25 protein-coding genes and 1 pseudogene are annotated in these 21,493 nt (G+C 51.4%); 5 read left to right on the forward strand and 21 right to left on the reverse strand.

The window, feature by feature from the left end:
• Nucleotide 1 precedes the first annotated feature (1 nt).
• Nucleotides 2-991, reverse strand: a complete 990-nt coding sequence (locus tag PZBJ_RS05710) for a LysM peptidoglycan-binding domain-containing protein (protein ID WP_101761607.1) — start codon at nucleotides 989-991, stop codon at nucleotides 2-4.
• Nucleotides 992-1,067: 76 nt separating this feature from the next.
• On the opposite strand from PZBJ_RS05710, the gene PZBJ_RS05715 reads away from it, so the two are divergent.
• Together PZBJ_RS05715 and PZBJ_RS05720 are read left to right on the forward strand one after the other, a co-directional pair.
• Nucleotides 1,068-1,523 (forward strand): DUF2513 domain-containing protein, encoded by a 456-nt coding sequence (locus PZBJ_RS05715; protein ID WP_240632882.1) that lies wholly within the window; start codon nucleotides 1,068-1,070, stop codon nucleotides 1,521-1,523.
• Nucleotides 1,524-1,627: 104 nt separating this feature from the next.
• Nucleotides 1,628-1,936: a hypothetical protein gene (locus PZBJ_RS05720; protein WP_101761608.1), complete on the forward strand. Its 309-nt coding sequence runs from the start codon at nucleotides 1,628-1,630 to the stop codon at nucleotides 1,934-1,936.
• Between the two features lie 407 nt (nucleotides 1,937-2,343).
• Here the strand turns inward: PZBJ_RS05720 and PZBJ_RS05725 are convergent, their stop codons facing one another.
• A complete protein-coding gene (locus PZBJ_RS05725; protein ID WP_101761609.1) occupies nucleotides 2,344-4,494 on the reverse strand; it encodes a hypothetical protein in 2,151 nt (716 codons plus the stop codon).
• A gap of 240 nt (nucleotides 4,495-4,734) precedes the next feature.
• Here PZBJ_RS05725 and PZBJ_RS05730 point away from each other — a divergent pair, with 240 nt between their 5' ends.
• Nucleotides 4,735-5,298, forward strand: a complete 564-nt coding sequence (locus tag PZBJ_RS05730; RefSeq protein WP_101761610.1) for a hypothetical protein — start codon at nucleotides 4,735-4,737, stop codon at nucleotides 5,296-5,298.
• Between the two features lie 507 nt (nucleotides 5,299-5,805).
• Here the strand turns inward: PZBJ_RS05730 and PZBJ_RS05735 are convergent.
• From PZBJ_RS05735 to PZBJ_RS05800, 14 genes and pseudogenes are all read right to left on the reverse strand, one after another.
• Nucleotides 5,806-6,177 (reverse strand): hypothetical protein, encoded by a 372-nt coding sequence (locus PZBJ_RS05735; protein ID WP_101761611.1) that lies wholly within the window; start codon nucleotides 6,175-6,177, stop codon nucleotides 5,806-5,808.
• A gap of 90 nt (nucleotides 6,178-6,267) precedes the next feature.
• A complete protein-coding gene (locus PZBJ_RS05740) occupies nucleotides 6,268-6,927 on the reverse strand; it encodes a thioredoxin domain-containing protein (protein ID WP_101761612.1) in 660 nt (219 codons plus the stop codon).
• Nucleotides 6,928-7,041: 114 nt separating this feature from the next.
• Entirely contained in the window at nucleotides 7,042-7,530 is a 489-nt protein-coding gene (locus PZBJ_RS05745) for a phage virion morphogenesis protein (RefSeq protein ID WP_101761784.1), read from the reverse strand.
• Nucleotides 7,531-7,699: 169 nt separating this feature from the next.
• Nucleotides 7,700-8,077 carry a hypothetical protein gene (locus PZBJ_RS05750; protein ID WP_101761613.1) on the reverse strand — a complete coding sequence of 126 codons (378 nt, stop codon included), beginning with the start codon at nucleotides 8,075-8,077 and terminating at the stop codon, nucleotides 7,700-7,702.
• A gap of 9 nt (nucleotides 8,078-8,086) precedes the next feature.
• The gene (locus tag PZBJ_RS05755; RefSeq protein WP_008101697.1) at nucleotides 8,087-8,518 is read right to left on the reverse strand and encodes a hypothetical protein; all 432 of its coding nucleotides are present in this window, start codon (nucleotides 8,516-8,518) and stop codon (nucleotides 8,087-8,089) included.
• Between the two features lie 49 nt (nucleotides 8,519-8,567).
• Nucleotides 8,568-10,121: a phage tail protein gene (locus PZBJ_RS05760; RefSeq protein WP_101761614.1), complete on the reverse strand. Its 1,554-nt coding sequence runs from the start codon at nucleotides 10,119-10,121 to the stop codon at nucleotides 8,568-8,570.
• Nucleotides 10,122-10,188: 67 nt separating this feature from the next.
• Entirely contained in the window at nucleotides 10,189-10,992 is an 804-nt protein-coding gene (locus PZBJ_RS05765; RefSeq protein ID WP_101761615.1) for a hypothetical protein, read from the reverse strand.
• 1 nt (nucleotide 10,993) lies between these two features.
• Nucleotides 10,994-11,638: a hypothetical protein gene (locus PZBJ_RS05770; RefSeq protein WP_101761616.1), complete on the reverse strand. Its 645-nt coding sequence runs from the start codon at nucleotides 11,636-11,638 to the stop codon at nucleotides 10,994-10,996.
• 1 nt (nucleotide 11,639) lies between these two features.
• Nucleotides 11,640-12,032, reverse strand: coding sequence for a hypothetical protein (locus PZBJ_RS05775; RefSeq protein WP_101761617.1), 393 nt, complete (start codon nucleotides 12,030-12,032; stop codon nucleotides 11,640-11,642).
• Nucleotides 12,033-12,078: 46 nt separating this feature from the next.
• A complete protein-coding gene (locus PZBJ_RS05780; RefSeq protein ID WP_101761618.1) occupies nucleotides 12,079-13,227 on the reverse strand; it encodes a P22 phage major capsid protein family protein in 1,149 nt (382 codons plus the stop codon).
• 13 nt (nucleotides 13,228-13,240) lie between these two features.
• A complete protein-coding gene (locus PZBJ_RS05785; protein WP_101761619.1) occupies nucleotides 13,241-13,993 on the reverse strand; it encodes a DUF6651 domain-containing protein in 753 nt (250 codons plus the stop codon).
• Between the two features lie 104 nt (nucleotides 13,994-14,097).
• Complete coding sequence (locus PZBJ_RS05790; RefSeq protein ID WP_101761620.1) at nucleotides 14,098-15,438, reverse strand: DUF4055 domain-containing protein; 1,341 nt, start codon at nucleotides 15,436-15,438, stop codon at nucleotides 14,098-14,100.
• 72 nt (nucleotides 15,439-15,510) lie between these two features.
• Nucleotides 15,511-16,983, reverse strand: a complete 1,473-nt coding sequence (locus PZBJ_RS05795) for a phage terminase large subunit family protein (protein WP_101761621.1) — start codon at nucleotides 16,981-16,983, stop codon at nucleotides 15,511-15,513.
• Nucleotides 16,970-17,542: pseudogene (locus PZBJ_RS05800) on the reverse strand (terminase small subunit). Before PZBJ_RS05800 ends, PZBJ_RS05795 begins: the two are co-directional and overlap by 14 nt.
• A gap of 168 nt (nucleotides 17,543-17,710) precedes the next feature.
• On the opposite strand from PZBJ_RS05800, the gene PZBJ_RS05805 reads away from it, so the two are divergent.
• Both PZBJ_RS05805 and PZBJ_RS05810 read left to right on the forward strand, forming a co-directional pair.
• Entirely contained in the window at nucleotides 17,711-18,610 is a 900-nt protein-coding gene (locus PZBJ_RS05805) for an EcsC family protein (protein ID WP_101761622.1), read from the forward strand.
• A gap of 59 nt (nucleotides 18,611-18,669) precedes the next feature.
• Complete coding sequence (locus PZBJ_RS05810; protein ID WP_101761623.1) at nucleotides 18,670-19,116, forward strand: hypothetical protein; 447 nt, start codon at nucleotides 18,670-18,672, stop codon at nucleotides 19,114-19,116.
• Nucleotides 19,117-19,336: 220 nt separating this feature from the next.
• Here the strand turns inward: PZBJ_RS05810 and PZBJ_RS05820 are convergent, their stop codons facing one another.
• The 5 genes from PZBJ_RS05820 to PZBJ_RS05840 form a co-directional block, all read right to left on the reverse strand.
• Nucleotides 19,337-19,567 (reverse strand): hypothetical protein, encoded by a 231-nt coding sequence (locus PZBJ_RS05820; protein ID WP_101761624.1) that lies wholly within the window; start codon nucleotides 19,565-19,567, stop codon nucleotides 19,337-19,339.
• 127 nt (nucleotides 19,568-19,694) lie between these two features.
• Complete coding sequence (locus PZBJ_RS05825) at nucleotides 19,695-19,946, reverse strand: bacteriocin immunity protein (protein WP_101761625.1); 252 nt, start codon at nucleotides 19,944-19,946, stop codon at nucleotides 19,695-19,697.
• Nucleotides 19,947-19,984: 38 nt separating this feature from the next.
• Nucleotides 19,985-20,449 (reverse strand): lysis protein, encoded by a 465-nt coding sequence (locus tag PZBJ_RS05830; protein WP_101761626.1) that lies wholly within the window; start codon nucleotides 20,447-20,449, stop codon nucleotides 19,985-19,987.
• A complete protein-coding gene (locus tag PZBJ_RS05835) occupies nucleotides 20,439-20,942 on the reverse strand; it encodes a lysozyme (RefSeq protein ID WP_101761627.1) in 504 nt (167 codons plus the stop codon). The genes PZBJ_RS05830 and PZBJ_RS05835 overlap by 11 nt, the downstream gene beginning before the upstream one ends.
• Nucleotides 20,943-20,945: 3 nt before the next feature.
• On the reverse strand, nucleotides 20,946-21,188 hold the full coding sequence (locus PZBJ_RS05840; protein WP_101761628.1) for a phage holin: 243 nt from the start codon (nucleotides 21,186-21,188) through the stop codon (nucleotides 20,946-20,948).
• Nucleotides 21,189-21,493 lie beyond the last annotated feature (305 nt).

Genomic DNA, 21,493 nt, shown 5'->3' on the forward strand with positions numbered 1-21,493 from the left:
GTTAGCTCGTCGTTCCTGAGGGTATTTGAAGAGTGTTGATACCGCTCAGTTGCGGATCGGTCAGGTCGTTAGCTTCGGCAATTCTTGTCCACATTGATGCATCCCCATACTGTTCTGATGCCACCTGATAAAGATTGCCTCCAGCAAGGGTAACGGCTTTAACCCCCTCCGCAGACTGACCTGTTCTGACGTTTTTATTCAGTCTTCCCAGCACTTCCTGTAACCGATACAACGCTAAAATACGCGTGCTGCAGTCCAGATGGATAAGCAGGTTACTCACAGTTTTTGATACCGGATTACCTGGAACCAGGCCACCGAGTGAGGTGATATCGCCGGCAGCGGCTTCCAGTAATGCCAGCTCATGCTGGATAATATTACGGGCGGCAATGAGGGGTCTGATTACAGACTGAATCTGCGCGACGGTAGCATGGGCAAAGTCCGTAATCTGTTTTACCGCCTTATGTAAATCTTTTACTGCCCTGGTGACAGCATCGATATTGATCATACTGGACAGGCCCAGCGCGCGCCCAAGATCACTGTCAATCAGCCCCCGCAATGCGCCCGTCAGTGCATCAACTTTGTCGGGATAACCATCATTGCTGATGACCACCATTTCAATGGAATACGGGCGACGCCACATATACTCATAAACCGGCGCAAAACGGGTGACGATCACAGTAAAGCGGTAATCGTCGAAAGTGAGCACTATCGGTCGCCCCTGGTCCCGAATCCGTTCAAGAGCACTAACGCGTTCGCTGGCCTGCAAGCCGGTGATAACTCCAGACCAGGCCAGCGGTTCGTACTCAGTGCCCAGCACATCAATGATGCGCCTGCCGCCAATAAGTTGATGCTGGATTGTCTTCTGTTTGCCGGGAACAGCGATGCGCTCGGGAACTTCTAAGTCCAGGAATTCGAATTCACCCAACATCAAACGAGTGACTGTCGGGTCGATACCCTGTGCGAAATGAGTTACATTCTGGAGGATTGTCACTGAGACCCCATTATTTACTTAACAATAGACTCCTTTATTCACTCCTTAAATAACCTCTTTCGGGGCATCTTCAAGTATGAAATTTGATCGGGTTTTACAGAGAGAAATTCTGTTGGTTTGTGTTGATGCTTATCCAGACTATACGTCATGGATAAACTTTGATGCTTCATTAGTCGATACAGACGATATTAAACTTTCTGCTAACATCAACTACCTAGCGGAGCAGGGCCTGATTTCTATCAGAAACAGAACCAGCGATGATCCATATAGCTTCTTAGACAACATGCGAGCTACCGTTCAGGGAATTGATTTTCTCCAGCATGATGGAGGACTTTCAGCAATTCTAAATGTTCAGACCATAAAATTTCACAGAGAAGCCGTTGTAGTGCTTGAAGACCTTATTGCTCTCTCAGGCCTGAGCGAACATGATAAAGAAACGGCCAGGTCAAAGCTTTCAGGGATGACTACCGATGTACTTAAAACGATCGTACAAACAGTTACCTCAACTGGGGTATCACTGCTAATAAAATGAAAGTAAGCAATAAAAATGGGTTGATTATTCTATTAACACTTGAAGCATCATAGAGTTAAAATTATGTGGCTTTGTTTTTTTCTTGACATGAAAAGGAGATTGTAATGACTAAGTTCGAGCGTGTTGTCTCAGAACTGAATAATATTGAAGATAAAATTCAGGATAATTGTAAAAAATCGATGACCCCATTTAAGGGGCGAAATATGAAAGCAAGGTTAGATAAAATCTATCGTGACGCGAATAAACTCAAAGACCCGGAACAGACTTCAGCACAAGCTAAAGTTAAAGAGTTGAAAAAATCCGTTAGGGCTTTGGTTGAGGCACATGAGTTATCCAAGAGCACGCAACATGAATGTGGTTGCAAAAAATGTAATCCAGCCAGTACACGGGCTAGAAAATCTATTCGCTTGTAAAAATTTAATAGTGGATTTCACAAGCCCCAGACTGCGGGCTTGTCTTCCGTTATTCCATCTGTTGTTCAACTTGGTTCAATACTGCCGATAATGATCGTGGGCGCTCCAGAATAATGGAGTGTTCGGAACAAGTTATTTTTGACATCAATGATGCAATTTGCACCCGTGGCTACATGGAAAGGCTAATGTCCATGGTTTGTCCTTTAAAATCAATACCCGCCACGAATACACCAGCGAGCATCAACCCAAATAATAATCCATCTTCAACATGCCGTTTCTCAACATGAAAACTCGCGGCATCCGCGCTCTTACGTCAGTCAGCAAAGAGGACTTCAAATCAAGGCCAGAACGCGCAGGCTGGCGCTCATAGCATTATTTTACGTAGCAGTGGATCAAACGAAACGGGTCTATGGATTTATGAGACTGCTGATATGGCCGGGATGAACCATTTGCATGGATGAATCGAAAGCGCTTGTCCCTGCAAATGAACGAGTCGCCTCACGTACCTGATGTTGCGTTACGGCCTCGCCCACTGCTTTTTTGTCCAGATAGACCTTGCTGTGAACCTGAACCATCTGCTGAATTCTTTCTGGTATTGGCGGGACGTCATTACCGCGATGCAAGCTCTGCATACCTTTAGCATAATCTACCCCACCCTTATATCTTCCCTGCGTTGACATGGCGATCGCTAATGCCGAATGGCCTGCAGGGGCGTGTGTGCCACGGGTTATGGCCTCAATATCACCGTACAGTGTGTACGCGCTCTTTTTCAGCTGGCGTTGAGCCGTTGTCGGAATGTTGACGCCAGGCAGGTTGTTGAGCAGGCCGGTGATGTAGTCAAACAACCGGTTAAAGCCTGACTGCACGCGCTCGCCGAAATTATCCGCCCTGCTCTCAATGCCTTCCCACCAGCCAATGAAATGCTGCCCCATTCCCTTTATTGCGGACCAGGTGGTACTGCCCACTTCGCTGAACTCTCTCCACATTCCCGTAAGCGCGGGACGGACGCGTGCCCAGTTGCTGTAAATCAGTACGCTGGCACCTGCAACTGCTGCGATGGCCAGCGTCACCGGACCACCCAGCATGGCGGCAACAGAAGTTATAACGCCGAGACTGCCCACCAGCCTTGTTCCGGCAATGGTGGCACTTAACAACAGAATGCCACCGGACAGCAGTGTCAGACCCGCGAGCGCAGTCGCAGAGTAAGCCGCAATCCGGGTGGCCCATGGATTGTCTTCGGCGAACTGGCTGAGCTTGTCGATAAATCGTGTAAGTCCCAACGTCAGGCTGGTTACCGTGGGCAGCAGCTGGATGCCCAGGATGGCTTTCAGGTTGGTCCAGGCAGCCGTGAGCCCAACAGCGGCACCGTCAGGTGAATTCTGATAAGTGTCGTAAGCAGCGCTGTAACTCTGCGCACGGTGGAATACCGTGGCGTCTTTGCTCAGCTTGGCGGCATTCTTAATGTGCTGGCCATAAAACTGTCCGGCGTTACGGTTCAGGTATTCACCGAGCATGTTTCCGACTTCATCATCGGTAAGCCCGCTGCCGTAACGCTGTCGGATTTTATCCGCCATCACGGCAGCAAGTTTATCGGGGCGGGAAAACAACCTCGCATACTCCGGCTTCAGACCGCCACTGGTAACGGACTCACTGCCAAGACTCTGCCGGTATAAATCCCTCTCTTCAGCCGACATGTTGCGCATAGCTTCGCGCATCATCTTCAGTCGTACAGGACTGACACCCTCTTCCAGCATGCCTATTTCAGCGAGCAAACCCTTTGCCTTCCGGTCCATGTGCCCACCAATCAGCGAACTGAATGCTGTCATAAGCGCGGTACCGGATTTATTTCCCCCTTTGTCCATGCTCATCAGGCCTGCAAACTGACCATACAGATATTGCGGATCGAGCATCATATAAGCGGCTTTGCCCGTCTGCGAGGCGGCAAGAAAGTCTTTCGGGCTGACACGCCCGCGTGATGCAAGCTGTACCTGAGACATCATTGACAGCTCATTCAGGAATCGGGCGGGATCATTAATCACCGCACCGCCACGGTGCTCTAAAGCCTTCGCTGCGGCATTGACCAGTCCGTCAGTTGCGCCTTTACCAAGCGCCATACGTACTGTCGCTTCATAGCGGGCAAATTCTGGCGCGGTCTCAACGGCATGGTGCAGATCACCAAAGGCTGTATGCAGGTCCTGAATCAGGCGAATATTACCTGCAATCGTGGTACCCAGCGTCTGGTGTGCCAGCAACTGCGCCTGACCCGTCACTGCGGCATTGTCCTGAGCTGAAAGATTAAGCGTGCGGAAATCAGTCTGAGCGCGCACCAGGTCTCGTGCAGCCTTAAGGGTTGCATCCAGTCCCTTTGTAATACCCAGGCTAACAGATGTCAGACCTCCACCAGCAATCGTCATTCTCCCGATCTGTTTCATCTGCGTCTGAAACAATGCAGCCTTCTGGTGGGTGTCTGCAAACCTGCGGGAGACAGCCAGTAAACCAGCGGAGATGTTTTCAGTCAGACTGAGCCTGACGGCGACCTTATAGGACTCTAAATTCATAATGTTATCAGCAACATATAATCATTTGTTTTTTATTTGTGGTGCGAAGCATAGAAGAATCAAAATGATTTCATCGCAGTCAATGATCTATATGACTGATCTTTATGTATATACATACAGTTATTTATGCTCACCAACCCCATTCAAAGTAGAAAATCAAAAAAAAGGATTGATCATTATTGCGCGCAGTGAGACTTCAGGTTAGACTTAAATCAAGTCATAATTGAAGGTGGAATCATCATGAGCGACGTCAACCTAAGCGTAAGTGCTTTCAAAGAATTTCTGGAAGCCCTTCCAACGCTCGATTTGGTGAAAGATGCAACCGCACGTAACCTGAAGAATTCAACAGCGAGATTACTCACTGTCGTTAGAGACAATGAGATGGCTGATGTAAGTTTGCTGGACGTTGAAGAGTTGGCGGAACGTTATATGAATGAAACGTCTCCTACTCCAAATGGAAACAGTATTACTTCATACAAGAGCCGCATGGACAGTGCAGTTAAGAAATTCATAGCCTATCAAAAGGGTGATTCAATTCCTTACAGGCAGCACTCGAAATCCACTTTGGATTTGGGAGAGGATTCAATTGGAACTGGCCAAGAGGAATTACCTGTGATGAGAGATGATAAGGCAGTAAATGAAACAGCTACTGAAGCGCCAGTCAAGGGCACCTTTACTATCCCTATTCTTGTAAGACCTCAATCGGGGGTGGTAGTAACCATCGCTGGGGTTCCCGATGATTTAACACGTGAAGAGGCTGATAGAATCTCTTCGGTATTGAAAATTTACACTCAAAAGACGTAAAAAAAGCCCCGTTTGCCGCGGGGCTTAATTGGTTCGGAGATATTTGCCGTATCTCCGGTGTGTATGGAGGCAAACCCCCCGCTACACTTTGCGTTAGCAGGCGAAGAATAACGGGTCTCCCAACCGTTTACAACACTGTTCGGGTTTACAGTGATGTGAGGTATTCCCTATGCCGACTACTGTTTGTCGTAAATGTGGTAACACCTGCGAAGTTATCTTCCGTCCTTATGTTGTTGATAAGAACGGTAAGAAGAAATTCCCCAAAAACTCGCGCGTGTTCCCAATCCCAGTCTGCGGATGTAATTTGATCTAATTAAAACCCGGCTACGGCCGGGTTTATTTTATCTTTTGTTTGGACTTTAGCTATCGCTTCTTAGGCAATCCCCATTAGACAAACTAAGTTCTAGTCGTCTCTTACTTCCCTGTAATGAGGCCATGCTCTTATAGGAATTCTTTGGCACAGGATTGTGCCCAGCCCGGTTGCCACCACTCCCGGGCTTTTTGTTTTCAGCCTTGTGTTTTCTTATCGTCCACTTTTTTCAGGAACATCCACTGAATGCTGTAGGCCACACCGCCGGGCGCCAGTACCCACGAAGACGAAGAGTGTCCATCTGTGCCCATCACCACGAACGTCACTCCGACCAGGTTAAGCAGTTCGACGACCTTTCTGTCCCAGGTTTCTGCGATACCGGTATCGCCTGGCACCACATCCACTTCGACGCGTGTACCTGGCGGGCATGTTACACGTGTGCATGTTCCATGAATTTTAGCCATGGTGTTGTCCCAGCTGTCTCCGTAGTAGGTTTCACTGTCATTCGCATCCATGCCAGCGCCAACCATCGTCAGCGCCAGTAAAGATAATACTGATAATGAGTTCATACTCTTTCGCCCCGAAAAATGCCGAGACTATAAGCTGACACTGACAGCATTAAGTTTTCCGCAAAAATGCTTTCCGTTCGTATTCACTCATCATGTTTCCGTCTGCGCGCGCTTCAACGCCTCTTCAAGTTCACTGAAAGGCACATCGCCCGTCAAAACTGTGTCGCCAATGAGGGTCGCGGGCGTGTGGGTGATATTAAGTTTTTTCATCAATGCTTTGTTCAGCGCCAGTGTATGCGTGACATCCGGGCTGAGTTGATAAATGGTTGAGCCTGCAGAGCGGACTGCATTCCGGATACTGTAATCATCCAGTAAGCCCTGATAACGCATCAGATAGCGATGAAAGGCCTCAAATTTTGAGGGCTGTTGTTCCCATAAGGTCAGAGCCATACGCGAAGGGTTAAGTGGCTGAAACATGGATGGACTGAATTTGTAAGTCACAGCCAGCTGAGGATGCTGCGCCAGCAACCGATGCAGTTTTTCATCCAGGCATTTACAGGCTTTGCAACTGTAATCGGTAAAACATACCAGCGTCAGCGCCGGTTGCAGCGCCCCGACTCGCGGTGAATGCGGATCATCAAGCAGGTTGCTGCGAATTAATGCCTCCGTCTCCGGAACCCTTTCGGGCGTATATGCCACCAGCTCCGGAGCAGGCACGCGATGGATGTGACCTGGTGCGATGGAAACAATCTGCGCAGGTGCAGGTAAAGCAGGCAGTAACATCATTGGGACAATCAGGGCTTTCAGCATAATTACTCCCGAAACAGTTCATCGGCCGGCCCCGTGAGAAGGTCAACTATTGGCCGTAATGACATTGAGGCGCTAATTTGACTTAAGTTTGGCGATGAAGTTTCTTGGCGGGATTTATATCTGGCGGTCATATCCCAGAACACTGTGGATGGCTGTGCCTTTAGTGATACCCGTAACTGCAGCACGCCCCAGTATCCGGCGGATAGTGCGCTCATTGTGGATGACTGCCGGGCCAAGCACCGGACGAGGAGGCATATTGACGGTACCGAATTCAAACCAGAGAGCTCTTTTATCTTTTGAACCCACCACCGCCTCGAAACCACTGATCTCATGCTCCCACGTATCGCGGAACTCACCGGTACGCAGAAGCGGGGCTTCCAGTGGAAAGCCTTTTCTCGCCTTGTCCGCTTCGGTACTCTCAGCCAGCGGAGCCCAGTCCTGAAAAGGACCGACCGCCGGCTGATAAAAACCGATTTCATCTTTCGCGGTCTGTGCGATAGATTCTGCGACGTCTTCGAGTCCGTCAGCCAGTCGCTTGTGCAGCGCGACTTCCAGCGCCGCAAATTGCAGTGCCGCACCGAGGAATCCTTCTAACTCTTTCACGTCTGTTTCTCCCAGGCCCATGTCTGCCAGTTGAACTGTGCCCCTTCCAGCTCCGAAAAGACGATCGCCATCGCGTGCCGTTCGTGCATCACCATCTCTGTCACATCAAAAACCATTGAGAATGGAACCCCGTTCTTCAGCAGCCAGCAACGACTGCGAAAATCAGGGTTCAGGGCGAGTTTTTTGTGGCGGCCCTGGGAATGTCATCACCTTGATTGCAGTCTCCGGTCGGGAAAAATTGGGTGGCCAGCGCGTCCATGCCCTCGCGCCCCAGAATGCTGATCATGGCATCTACCTGAGCCTGCGTCTGAGGAATGGCGTACTCATCCCCATCAATGTCTGAGACCCGCGCTGCAGGAATGGCATACACATTCACATAAACCGGGTTCATTGCGGCCTGCGCGCCAATTGCCAGAATCAGACGTGATTCCTGTAACGGGTCAAGCTCGCGATAGCGGATAACGCGACCGCGAGTGTCAGTTACCTGATTTGATACAGCAACCGAAGGTTCATCAGATCTCGGTTTTTCATGGACTGTGACTTTCACTCAGTAACCTCAGTTAACTTTTTTACGACGGCTGGCAGTGAACGTCAGCGTCTGGTTGACGGTTTTCTCACCCTGCTTGTTGCCGGCATCGGTGAGGTGAAATGACACCCCTTCATAGCGATACACGCTAACTGTGCCATTCGCTTCAGTAATGGTTTCGGTAATGGTGCCGCGCGGCTGATCAATACCGTTGTAGTAGTTGTCTTCCCACTTCGCCCAGAAGTCATCCAGCGTGGCATCCATACGTTCAGCCGTGATGGTCCCATGCCAGCCAACCGGAATTTGTAATTCATCAGTAATGCCGTTTAGCGGGGTAATCTTCTGTGTCGAAACCTGCGGCTTTGAGTCAAAGCTCATGATTTTGGGAATGCGCAGCTTGCCCGTGTGCGTATTGATATCAACCGCGATATCGCGGCCCACGGTATAGCCAAGGGTTGGCATGGTTTATCTCCGGATTAATAGTGCAGCGGCATTAGCAGCATTAGCAGCATTAGCGGTGTGAGTCGTTTGAGACGGAGATGGCCACGCTGCCGCCCCCTTCCATATTCACCAGGAAATAGCGCACCACATTCAGATATTTGACCTGCACATCGGCCGTCATATAGCCCAGCGCAACGCGGGAATCCGGGTTGTTGGTCGCATCGAGGCGCACTGAGAAAGCCGGCCCGCCGTTCGGATCGCCGATCATCTTCACCCCTTCCAGGTTTGACAGGAATGACTCCAGCGTGCTTTTCGTTTCCCGGCGCAAATCCACCGTCTGGTTGTCACCCACCACGCCCCCAAAGCTTGCCGCAATCGTCAGCGACAGGAAGTTGGTCATGCGGGTGTAAATGTCATCATTCTGGGTCGGGTTGGATGAGGTATTCCGCCCCGAGCGCATGCCAAAATAATGGCCGCCCGGACAGGGATTGGTGATGACATCAAGACGCGCTGAGTTAATCGCGCCGATTTCCGGTACAGAATAGGGACGCCCCGCCTGTTGGCGCTCCGTGGCAATGATGCCAGGGATACGCTTGTTCAGGGTAGAGATATGCGGTGATCGGGATGCAATATTCGCCGCTTCGAAGGTGGCTGGCGCAATCATGCGGTTTATACCGTTGGCGCTATCCTTCCAGAACGGCCAGTCACCAACAATCAGTTTCAGGTGCCAGTCATCCACACCAGAACCGTTAAGCGCTTCAGACAGGGTTTTGTAGTCGGTGGAAACACCGCCCTGGGTGATGATATATGCCCCTTCTGACTCCGCAAACGCAGCCATCGTAGGCCAGCAATTTTTATCCGTCACATCAATCAGGTTGATGACCTGCGAGTTCGTACCTCGCAAGGCAAACATGCCTTTACGAGGGGTATCAATACCGTCCTGTCCAAGGAGAATTGTGTCATTAATTCCTGTTACGCCATCGGTACCGCCACTCAGGGTGACCTCAGTAGCCGGTGACGGCGTCGTCGCCTCTGACTCGGTGACTTTTGCCCTGACTAGCTGGCTGGGACCGCGAATATTCATCTGCCCGTGGTTCACCGCCTCTGCCATGGCTTTCCACATCGCATCCCCTTCACCTTTCAGGTTATCGAAGACCTCAGCACTGACACCCGGCAGGCTGATGGTGAGCTTTCGTGAACCGACGGCGGTACCGTTACTGATGCCTGCGCTGATCTGATTACCGCGCGTGCCGCTGTACAGTGCCGTAAGCAGCAGTGAAGCCTTGCTCCCGTTATCAAAGAGCATGGCGCTGGCAGACGTATCCCGTCCGTTGGTAACGCGGACACAGTTCAGATTCGAGGCGCCGAGCTGCAGTGAGATCGCCGCAGCGGTGGATAAATCGTACTGGCGATTCCTGGGTGATCCCAGAAAGAAAGCCATGTCAGTATCGGAACTGATGCGGAATGCGCTGTTTACCGGTCCCCAGCTGGCCACGCCCACCAGTCCCAGTCCATCTGTGGGTACGCCATTTATATACTGTGTGCGGGGCGGCACGACCTGCACGTACAAATCGGGTGCCGTCAGTGCAGACGTGTTAAGGCTGCCCGAAGGATAAATCGGCATTAGAATTACTCCGTAATAAATCAGTAATGCGGGTAGCGGGTTGAAGCTGATGCGTGAAAGGCAGTCATCAATGCCTGAGGTTGTGGCTATTTAAGGTGACAGCGATCTCCGTCACCTCAGGCGCACTGATGGTCTGAGTCGTGGCGTAATTAACACTGAAAATCAGGTCACGGCGGTACACGTGCCAGTTTTCAGCAGCATCCGAATCAAACTGGCGTGCATAGAACATCTGAGCGGGCACACCGTCGCCAAGGTCAATGTGACAAAGCTCTGACAGAGCAGCATCAATCTCTGTGCCTATCGTGTTTCTCAACTGAGATGTGGGTGCCCAGACCGTAATCTGAAAGTCTTTAATCTGTCGGCGTAGCTCCCTGACCGCAGTGCCAGCGGTTGTGACTGTGATACTCAAATGATTAACAACGGGGATGATGACCCGACCCATCATGATAAAGGCATGGGGGAGATTCAGCTGAAGGATGTGGACTACCTGTTCTGCTGTTGTACCTGTCTGGAAGTGAAAGATAAATTTTTTGCCATTCAGGTGAATCTGCACATTCGTTATAGACGATGCAACTCCCGAAACTGCAATCGCACTGTCAGTTACCCTTAGTTGCAGTGTAGGTTTGCCTTTTGCCAGCGTCTGATAGGGTCGGCCTAACGCACAGTTAACCTTGCGCTCAGATGGCAGAGGCCACACGGAGACGTGCGCACCGCCTGCTTCGGTATCTGTCTGTAATGCGCCTGACACCGGCCAGCCGGGATAAATCCTGACAGAGGTATTAACAATACAGGGCAAAAGAGGACCGCCGGGATAAAGCACGTCCGCGACCCGCTTAGCCAGATAATGAGTGACATCATCAACACTGGCCATCTTAAGCAGTCAACCGCATTGCCGTCAGGCGCCAGCCCATCTCTGTCAGTTCGGTACCGCTAATGACATAGCGCAGGCCAGTATCATCTGTAACAAAATCCCCAGGATGAATATGCAGATCACCGAAGGCCGGCATCAGAATGTTGTACCACGCACTGCGTGTTTCACCGGGCAATTTTAACGGGCTGTGCTCACCATTTCGATTGTGCAGAATACTCGCAGGCCAGTCAGACATGATAATTTTTTCATCCGCTGCAGACGTCCCTCCGTAATCCTGTAACCCTCCACTCGCCGGGGCTGCAGTGGTGCGTCGTAAAGTAATCAGCCGTTCTGCTTTCACACACAGGATGGGCTGCAACAGAGGCATGGCAGCCACATAAAATGTACCTTCTTCATCTGAGGCCAGGATATCACCCGTTTTAAATCCGGTTGCATCAAAAATACCAATGCGGGCGGCCTGACCAAAACGCGCAGCGCGCATGTAGCCGTAATCAGTCGTGAAGGACGCCGCAAGCACCTGCAATGGTCCCGTTTTGAGCGGGCTGAACGGGTTCAATGCCCGGTAATGACGTGCGATACAGCCAAGACGTTTTGCTGCCTTGCGATTACCCATGTTTACCCTGGCTGAAAGCTGTAACGCATCCATATCAGCTCCTGACCAGTCGTGCTGAGCTATCGCCCAGCGAAGGACCGGGAGTGATGCCCAGCAAGCCGCACAACTGACGTCGCCACTGGTTGTAGAGGCATGTGCGATCGGCCACTTCAGATCGGTTGCGCTGCCATACTGCTGCTTTATCCGTATCGAGATTTTCCGCAGCGCGGGCAATGCCACTCTCCAGCCCCGCCAGCGTAATGAGGAAACTTGCAACTATCAGTTCCTCCTCATCCCGCAGCGTGTTCAGTCGATGCGCCAGCGTCTGATAGCGTCCGGAGGTGACCTGTGCGTACGCCACATCTGAGCGATCGTCGGGAGTGGTATCACCCAGCATCGGATAGCCCATGTAACGGCGTGCGTCCGCCTGCTGTTGGGGAGTCAGCATGAGATACCTCATTCAGTGAAATGCCACCGGAAATGGCAGCTGCAGGCTAGCCCAGCAAAACGGCGGTGTGTTCTGGTTTGATGTTCTGACAGCCCCACGCAGCGGCGATTTCATAACGAACACGGCGGTATTGTTTATACATCGAGACTTCGAATGACATGTTGGTGCGTGGGTCGGTGATCATGATACGGTCGTCTGCCATATCCCCCTCTTCAGGCAGCGCCGGGGCACGAGTGGCCAGGATGATCGCAGAACGGCTGAAGGCAAAATTGGCACTGAATTCACTTATTACGTCAAATTTGGCACCTGCTTTCACATTGTCCATCAGTCCAGGTCGATGAATTATGATGGCTTCTCCAGGTGAGACCCCTGCAACGACATATTTATGCTTACCGAGCAGCACAACACTACCCGGCTCAACAGAAGCAGGGATTTCAGGTTTTACATTGGCACTTGCACCAGCCACAGGGATGATTAAGGCTCCGGTTTCAAGGTCGTCACTGACTGACAGTTTTTCTGCTTTCGCCCCCGTATTCTCTGCCACACCTGCAGACTCGCGTAATGTGAAGCCATGCAGTTCGAGAAGTGTGCCCTGCGCACGCAGCGATGTGGTGCCCGCTTCGTTGGCTTTGGTCAGCTGGGCCATGGTGCGCAGTGCTGCACCTGCAGTTGTGTCGATAACACATTGCAGGTCACTGAGCGGTGCACCGTTATCGGTGAGAATTTTACGCACCTGTGCCGTGTCGGTAAGTGTGTCCTTAAACGGTGTTTTACCGGCCTCACCAGCAGCACGGGAGGCACGACGGAAGAGATCGCCAAGATCGTCTTCGATTTCGTTCACCAGCGTGCGCATGGCCTGCGCAATCTGGTCGCGACGAATGCCGTGGTAGCCTGGTCCCGATTTGATGCCTTTCTGTTGCTCGCCTTCCCAGCGGAACGGCACCATGCGGGATTTGGTGATGGTCAGCGGCACGTTATCAATAATCTGGTCGCCGTTATCGGGTGGTAACTGGCCGGGCGTCACATCATCCGCTTTGGATGCAGGCGTCAGCGGAATACGGATCGGCTGGTTAAGAGCCGCACGTTCTGCCGATGCATCAAGCGTGACGGAGGGGATAAACCCTGCCAGTTCGCGCGACACAATATCGAGCGACTGATACAGGTCGGGAATAAGTTGCGTTAGGGTATTAGACATTCAGAGTGCCCTGTTAATCAGTAATCTGCACACCCGCGCACGCTCGTTCGCTCTGCTCCTGAGGGCTGAGTGTTTCGAACTGTTCACGGGTAAGCGTATTCGGGTTGGTGTTCCCATTGCCTCCACTGGAGCCGCCGCCTGATGCGCCGGTACCTTTGAGGATCTGGTCTTTGTAGGGATAGTGATCGACGAGAATGCCCAGCGCTTCATCGAAGCCGGCTGCTTCGCCTGGCTTGATTGCACTGAAGATTTTGTTGCCTTCACGATCAAATGCCGTGACAGCGTCACCGTCTAACTGGAAGTTACTGCCAAAACGGGCTTCCACGAGGTCAGCCGGGATACTCATCTTCTCGGCGATGAATTTAGAGCGGGCAAAACTCCCACCGATTTTTTCCGCAGTGAGCTTTTCGCTCAGGTCGTCTCGCTCTTTGACGATCGGGGCGTATTTCTCTTCTACTGCACGAACCGCTTCTGTACGCACCTTTTCGACTTCACCAGCATCCACCAGCGTTTTGTCTTCCAGGTTTTTAACGGTCTCCAGCGCCGCCAGAGCAGCGGCCGGATCAGTGATGCCTTCGAACGTCTTAAGCGCGGTCTCCGCCGTCTCCGCACGTTCGCGGTGCGACTTCGCCTCACCATTCAGGCGCGAGATGGTCTGCAGAGTGCCCGGCGCATCGAATACGATTTCTTTGCCGTCATCCTGCATGTACACAGGTTTACCATCGTTCACGACAACATTGCCGTTCTCATCGAGTTTAAGTTTCATACAGGTCATCCAACCGGGTAAGAGCCATCCGGCTCGTTGCACCGAGCTGCATCCGCAGCGGTCGGCAATAAAAAAGCCCATGCGTTTGCACAGGCCTGAGAAGGTTAAACCGGGTCTGGTACCGGCTTATCTTTATTGGGTGGCGGCATGGCGCGGATACGTAGCAGTTCATCCGTCCAGCGGAGTTCGCTGTTTATCAAACCACGGCGCTGAATTTCGTTGAACAGCGTTTCATCTGACAAAGCCCGGGCTTTATGCATGCCCACCAGGAAGTCTGCGGAAGCTTCAGCGAGAGTGGTGGCCCCAAAGTCGCTGAATATCGTGACGTGACCACCGTCTTTCTCACCCATCCACTCCGCCAGGTACTGCAGCGCCAGACGAGCGGCATCGGTCAGGTCACAGACCATACGCTGCAGAGCACTGGTACCCGCCTCGTTATCTGCCAGCGTCTGCACCACGGTTCGGTGGCCGGGTTTAATCACCAGCAATTCCGCCCCTATCTGACGCATCTTCTCCTCAAGGTCGAGAATGTCAGTGCGCCCGGCTTCGATGGCTTTACCGCTGTGCTCGACATAGCGCAGGTCTGCATCGTCTTCTTCAGCCATGATGGCAGACGCAGCCCCAACAGATATCGGCCCATCGCCGAGTTTTTTACCAAACAGGACCGGCACCCGCGCCACGTGCAAAATGGTCTGCTGGTCACTGCGGGACTGCCAGTGCTCGACATTGAGCCATGCAAGCTCAGTCAGCGGCGGCCTGCCGTGCATGAAACCACGCTTATCGCCATACACCGGGACAAAGGTGATTTTTTGCAGGCTGGTTTTACCCTCATCGTGCAGCTGCCACTCCAGAGTACCAGTTGTGGTATTGGGTTTTTCACGGTAAACACGCCAGCGGCCGGGGTTCAGCACCCTGACCTGTTCAATGCTTTTAACAACAAATTCATTGTCCGGATCGCGCTCGCTCACCGTCTCGACAAAGCGCAGCATGGTGAACGTCTCCTGACCATTGACTCGTTCGGAGTCGAAGTCCAGCAGGCTGTTGGCGGTCACCTTCACGAAATAAGGACGCAGCCCCCGGTGACGCTCCTCAGCCAGAGAAATGCGCTTATTTGAGGGCGGGTGTTCAACCAGAATGCCACACAGGCCATACGCCATCGCCTCTTCACAGATGTCAGCCAGAAACGAGTGCAGATTAGTGCCCTGCAGGTCGATATCGGCGAACATTTCTCGGATGCGGGCAGGCACAACCTTCTCATCCCAGGTCACCGGGCGGGAGAAGGGTTTGCCGCTGAGCACTTCAACGGTTCGGCTGAACGCCGGAAACAGCGTGGCCGTACTCAGGCGGTTCTGATAGAACGCATCTTCTTCGTTGGGCCACCGTGGCAGATACGTTTTTCCTGCCTTACGCATTGCCGCCGTGCCACCCAGCAGTGCGCTGATCATGGGCCAGCATCCGGCCATCGACTCAATTCTGGGCGATCGCTTCCGGACGTCGTTGTTCATGGTGATTTTCAGTTATGCAGTGAATGGACGGACTGTTGTGCCTTTTGGCTGGAACAGCTCAGTAATGGCCCAGACCAGCGCATCAAGACGATCCGGTGATTTTTTAGCTGTGGCAGGTACGTACTCCAGCAGCTGATTCTCCAGCTGATAGAGATTGCCACGGTGCGCCACCCGCCCCTGTTCATATAGCGCCGAGATAGGTTCAGCGCGGGCAAATTTGCCCTTACTGGCATGGACGCGAATGATGCGCCCGCGATAGCCCGCATTACGCAGCGTATTTTCCGCCATGTCACCGCCCTGATTGGTTTCGATAACGATGGCTTCAGCCCGGTGCTCCTCATAAGCCCGGATGGCACGCTTCGCCCAGCCGTTGGGCGAGTATTTGCCCGAATAATCAGCATCAACGGAGAACAGCCGGTCATTACCGCGCCCGTAGCTGCTCGCCACGACAATGCCCGTTTCGTCACTCTCTTCGCTGTTGGTGGCCTGTGGGTCGATAGCCACAACGGTACGGGACAGCTGAAGCGCAATCTCCAGCGCTCGGGCACCCGACACCATGGTTTCTGTCCACAGTGCGCCTTCGGCATTAAACCGGCGAGGACGCTGCATGTACTGCGCTTCGGCAGTGCGGCGGTGTGAAAACAGGGAAACCCGGTGCGACTCGTTATGCTTATACGGCCATAACCAGCCGTCAGGCAGGCCATGCTTAACCGGTATCGCGTGTGTATTTTCCGGGTACTGCACCGAATAGGCCTGACTGTTATCAATCAGCACAGGCAGGTTCAGGTGATGCCACATCTCGCCACTGCCACCCCGCAGCAGGTAGCCGCTCAGGTCGTGATAGTGAATGCGCTGCATGATGACCACGATAGGCGTGGTCTCAATGGCCAAACGGGAGCGGATGGTTTCGTTGAAGCGGGTATTCACCCCGTCGCGGATGATTTCGCTGTAGGCATCGTCAGGCTTTACTGCGTCATCAATAATGAGCGCGCCCTGCCAGCCTGGCTCCATGTGCCCGGCACGAAGGCCGGTCACCTGTCCCGCAGCCGACGAGGCATACACCCCGCCGCCATATTCGGTCCACCACATGGTTTTACTGTCCGCATCATCGCGAAGTGCCATAGGCCACATGGCCTGATAGGCTGCTGACTTCACGATGCTGCGCGTGGTAGAGGAGTTCAGTAACGCCAGGTTGTGGGAATAGGAAAGATGCATGAAGCGCGCGCGGCGGTTCAGCGCCAGCCCCCGGCCCATCATGTTGATGGTGGCCAGTTCGGTCTTGGTGTAGCCCGGCGGAACGTTGATGATGAGGCGCTGGATGTCACCATCAATCACCCGGTCCAGCGTCTGCTGTATGACCTGATGATGTGGTGCCACAATCATTCTGCTGCCGGTGCGCTGCCTGAAGAAGTAACGGGCGAAGTACATCCCGTCCTCTTCACACTCTATACGTCGTGCAGCAGTCTTATAGTCAGCAGTCGTCATCCTCTAGCATTTCCCGGCGAGCCTGCCGGTATTCCTCGCGGGAGAGCAGTTTAACTTCAACGGGACCTCCATCCTTGCCCGTCAGCGCATGCGTGGCCTGCTCTCTGAAGGCCTGCACTGCAATGTGCTTACCCAGCAATTCCAGGTTCTTCACTTTATCCGGCTACTTGATTTTTTTGAGTATGTTTTCAGTGGTGGTTTCGTCGAAGTTAGTGACGGTCGTCAGCACATCCAGACCACTCAGTGTCGTACGCCAGACTTTTGGCCACTCATGAACAAGTTTGAGGCCACCGTCGTCTTTCAGGATGTCGAGTACGTCCATTTCATCGATCTGAACCAACCGCTGCAGTACGTAATCTGCATTTATCTCAACCCTTTCGTTTCGGGCTGTTTTAAGTTCTATGATGCGCTTCGCAACATCAGGTTTAGAGAGGTTTTCAGAACCCATGCGGCTTGCTGTTTTCTGGCTGTATCCTGCCCGAATGGCGGCCTGTGAAGCGTTTAGATCAACTAGGTACTCACGACAAAACATTTCTTGTTTAGGAGTTAAGGTCTTCAATTCAAACCTCAGATAATCGCCTCGCTCTTTGCAGAAACTGACTTGAATCGAACGAGGGGGCTACCACTAAATTTAGTAGTAAATAATCTGCAATCTCTTCCGATAAATATTCATTCAAGGCGTTAATACATTCTGCTTTACAAACATGCGGACAACTCAGGGATTGCTATGAAAATTACGGCGTATGATCAGAAGGCACTTAAAGAGATTCATCAATGGAAAAACCCTCAGATTGGATGGTTTGATAAGGCTCTGAAGGTAATTAATGAACCTTTGAATGCCGCCGGTAATGCAGTTCTTTCAACACCTCTAGTGGGTGAAGCAATCCAGAAAGCGGTTAAAGGGCTTATTAGTGTATGCAATGATGCGGCACAATGGTCTGTCAGGCCAGAAGCTATCCTTGAGGAATATCGCTCAGATGGACACGTGCACGTCAAATCTCTAAAAGACGTCTCCGGATTATCGCTGGAAGATGCTGACAAGACTGTCGGCTGGCTTGCTGCGAAGTATAAAAGCTTAGCTCTTGCTGAAGGTGCTGGCGCTGGTGCTGCAGGTATAGCTGGAATTGCAATTGATATCCCGACGCTAATTGCTCTAAACCTTCGAGCCATTGGTGAATATGCAACCTATTATGGATTTGACATTGAAAGGCAAGAGGAAAGACTTTTTGCTTTTAACATTCTTGCGCTTTCTTCATCGCCTGCAGATGCATCCAAAAATGTGGCGATGGCTCAACTTGTAAAAATCTCACAACAAGTCGCCAAAAAACAAACCTGGAAGCAACTTGAGCAACATGCATTCGTAAAAATTATTCAGCAAATAGCCAGCAGCTTGGGAGTCAAGATTACCAAAGCAAAACTGGCTCAAATCATACCTGTAGCTGGCGCGGTGGTGGGCGGCGGATTTAATGCTTATTTCACTTCAAATGTATGTGAAGCTGCATATTATCTTTACAGAGAGCGCTTCTTGGCTGAGCAATATGGCCCTACAGTCATTGACCAAAGTGTCGAACCTGCTGCCTCTTTTGAGCCTGACCTACCGGATACATTGGAAGGAGAGTTGATTTGATAGCAGATCAATTAATATCCAAGCTAAATTGTCGGTAACTTTTTTCCCAAGGAATAATTATGTCAGCGATTGTTAAACGCACAGCAAAAAATGCCGGTGATGCTGGTGAATACTATGTTGCCTACATGTTATCTCGCCTTGGTATAAGCGCAGCTTTAACAACCAGCGGTACAAGTAGAGTAGATATAATCGCGACCATTGACGGTTCTAAGAGCATAAGCATTCAGGTTAAAGGTTCTTGGGCCAGGTCTGCTCCAAGGCAATGGACTGTTGGCAACCACAGACCAATAGTTTCCCCTGACTTATTTTATGTCTTCTGTAACATGTCTGAGGATATTAACAACACAACAGCCCCTACGATATATGTTGTTCCGAGCCACGACGTAGATGCTTTATCGACATGGCATCATCAGGTGCCGCTTTTCAAAATATCTAAATCAGACGACGATAATTATCTAAATCGCTGGGATCTTATTCAGATTGCACTGGCACGTACTTCATCTTAAGCAAATCTTCCGGCGCGAGATTAATCCAAGCGCCATCTTCCTTAGCACCTCAGCAACACAAATGATTCAGTTTACTATTTCAGGTAGCGAACTTTTCATCAGGCCGATGTGAGTTTCACCTGACTTTGTTACAACTGTGATGCGGTAGGTGTCTGTCATATTGGCTCCAATAAAAAAACCGCACGGAGGCGGCTTGATTATCAGTGAATGTGTTACAGGGTTATTCGTCTCTAACCCATTCACCTTGGACGGTGCGATAAAATGAGCATACAGCTTTCTCTTTCTGTATGTCGTAAATATCTACAGTGTCGTTGTTATTTCTCGCTTCGTCACTATATGCGGCCTGTTCTGCTTCCTCGAAAGTCGTGGTCACGCAGTGAATGTCATTACATCCACCACCACGCTCATAATCATCGTAAGCAAAAACGATAAAGCGCTTTAAATCTGCCATCTTGCCACCAATGTTTGTATTTCATTGGAGTATAAACCGATGTCGCAGCGCTTCACAGCGTAGCTAACCCTATCCCTTGTCGAAGAGATTCATCATCAGGCGCACTCGTAAATGCGCCTTGATGTGCTCAGCTCTTAAAGTCGGCTAACCCTTCGCTCTTACGCCATGCCCTGACGGTTGCAACGATTTTCTCCGGAGTGAGATCATCATCGTCGTCATAATAAATCAGGTCGGAGCCTTCCGGGTGCTCCGCCACCGCAATGAAGTTATCCAGCAACTCATCTTGGTACGCTTCATTGCCCTCAGCGCTGCAAATCTCACTGACCAGCTGAGTAAATTCTGCTTCCGAGTAATCTTCGAATCTTGGCTTTAAGTTCATTGGGCACCCTCATGTTAGGGTGATGTTAACTCAAGATGTCATTTTAAGCATTGCTCGTTTATGTACTGCTGCAAGCCGGCTATTTGCTTTCCGGCAACTTCGATTCGACGTCTGAGAGTGAAATAATTGCGTTCAAGGGTGTCATCAGATCGGGGGCTGGCAGCATCATCCACGCAGGAGGTGCCGGTGGCTTTTGCCCTGTAACGTTTGACGTTGAGCTGCAACCGGCGCTTGCCAGTAGCAACATCATCGTGCAGCTGGTCAATAGTCGCCTGAGCATCGGCTAAGTCCCTAGTATATTTGGCATCGAGTGCAGCAACCTCACGTTGGCGAACCTGCATGTCATCTATCTTTGCATTTGCTGACTGAAGTGCATCTGTCGCTTTGTCGCGCTCGCTCTGGTAGATAATGGCATTGCTGCGGTAATAAATGGCTATTGAGCCTGCCGCCAGTACGCTGCTTAAGGCAAACGAGGTGATAAGTACACCGGAATTAAAGGTCATCTGCACCACCGGCCAGGCAGAGGGAACGCTCAATTTCTCTGCGTTTTATAAGCCCTTTCCACTTTTTACCGCCGGCTAATTTCCAGCGTCGTAATTCATCGCACGCTCCGCTTTGGTCGCCTGCATTGAGCTTTTTCAAAAGGGTGGATTTTGAGAAGGCTTCAGTACCGACGTTATAAGTAAAACTGTACAGTGCTGCCCGTTGGTACTCGTTTAGCGGTACGCTCACAAGGTCATCAACCGTTCGCCTGACTGGCTGCAGGTCAGTCCATATCAGGCTATCGCACTCAGCGTCAGTGTACCTTTTACCTCTGCCAATATCGGCACCGGTATGCCCGTCGCAAACCGTCAGGACGCCAGTCACATCAAGATAAGGCTCGTAAACCCGCCCTTCAATGCCGGTTCTGCCACTAAGCAATACGGTGGCAATCATCAGCGCCCCGCCGCCAGCAGCAGCAATCAGTTTCCGACGCAGTGCTTGTGGTATGGCCAAGGTTTATTCCTCGCGCGGATCTTTATCGCAAGATTTGTGATGTAAGGCCTCAATCTGTGCGAGGGCTACTTTTCGCTTATAAAACCAGTTAATCATTAATGTGAGGAGTGCAAGTGCGATCCCGGTCAGCACGCCAAAGGCACTCCATTCATCCGGGCTGAGCCAGGTCAGAATGCCATTGGATACCAGCCCTGCCGAAGTACTGTAAGCAGCGCCAGAGGTAAGCCTGTCCATTGTGAAAGTCATGAGCCCTAACTCGTTAAGGTGAGGCGCAGATACACCAGGAAAATGAATATCGCCTCAGGCCATATCATTTGCTGGATGCAGAAAGCAAAAAGCCCCGCTTTCAAGCGAGGCTCTGATCGTGGATGCCATGAGGGAATTGGCATCGAGAGTAGTTGTGCAGAGTATTATGATGAAAACGAAAGCGTGATTAAAAAGGTTAGCAGGCACACTACCTTATCCGGCGTAGTTTTCTGAAGGGCAATACCCCACGGTTGGGCGCAAGATACCACATAAAATGGAAATGTAAATAGCGAGCTATATAATCG

Source organism: Pantoea endophytica (genome assembly GCF_002858935.1).
Lineage (GTDB): Bacteria > Pseudomonadota > Gammaproteobacteria > Enterobacterales > Enterobacteriaceae > Pantoea > Pantoea leporis.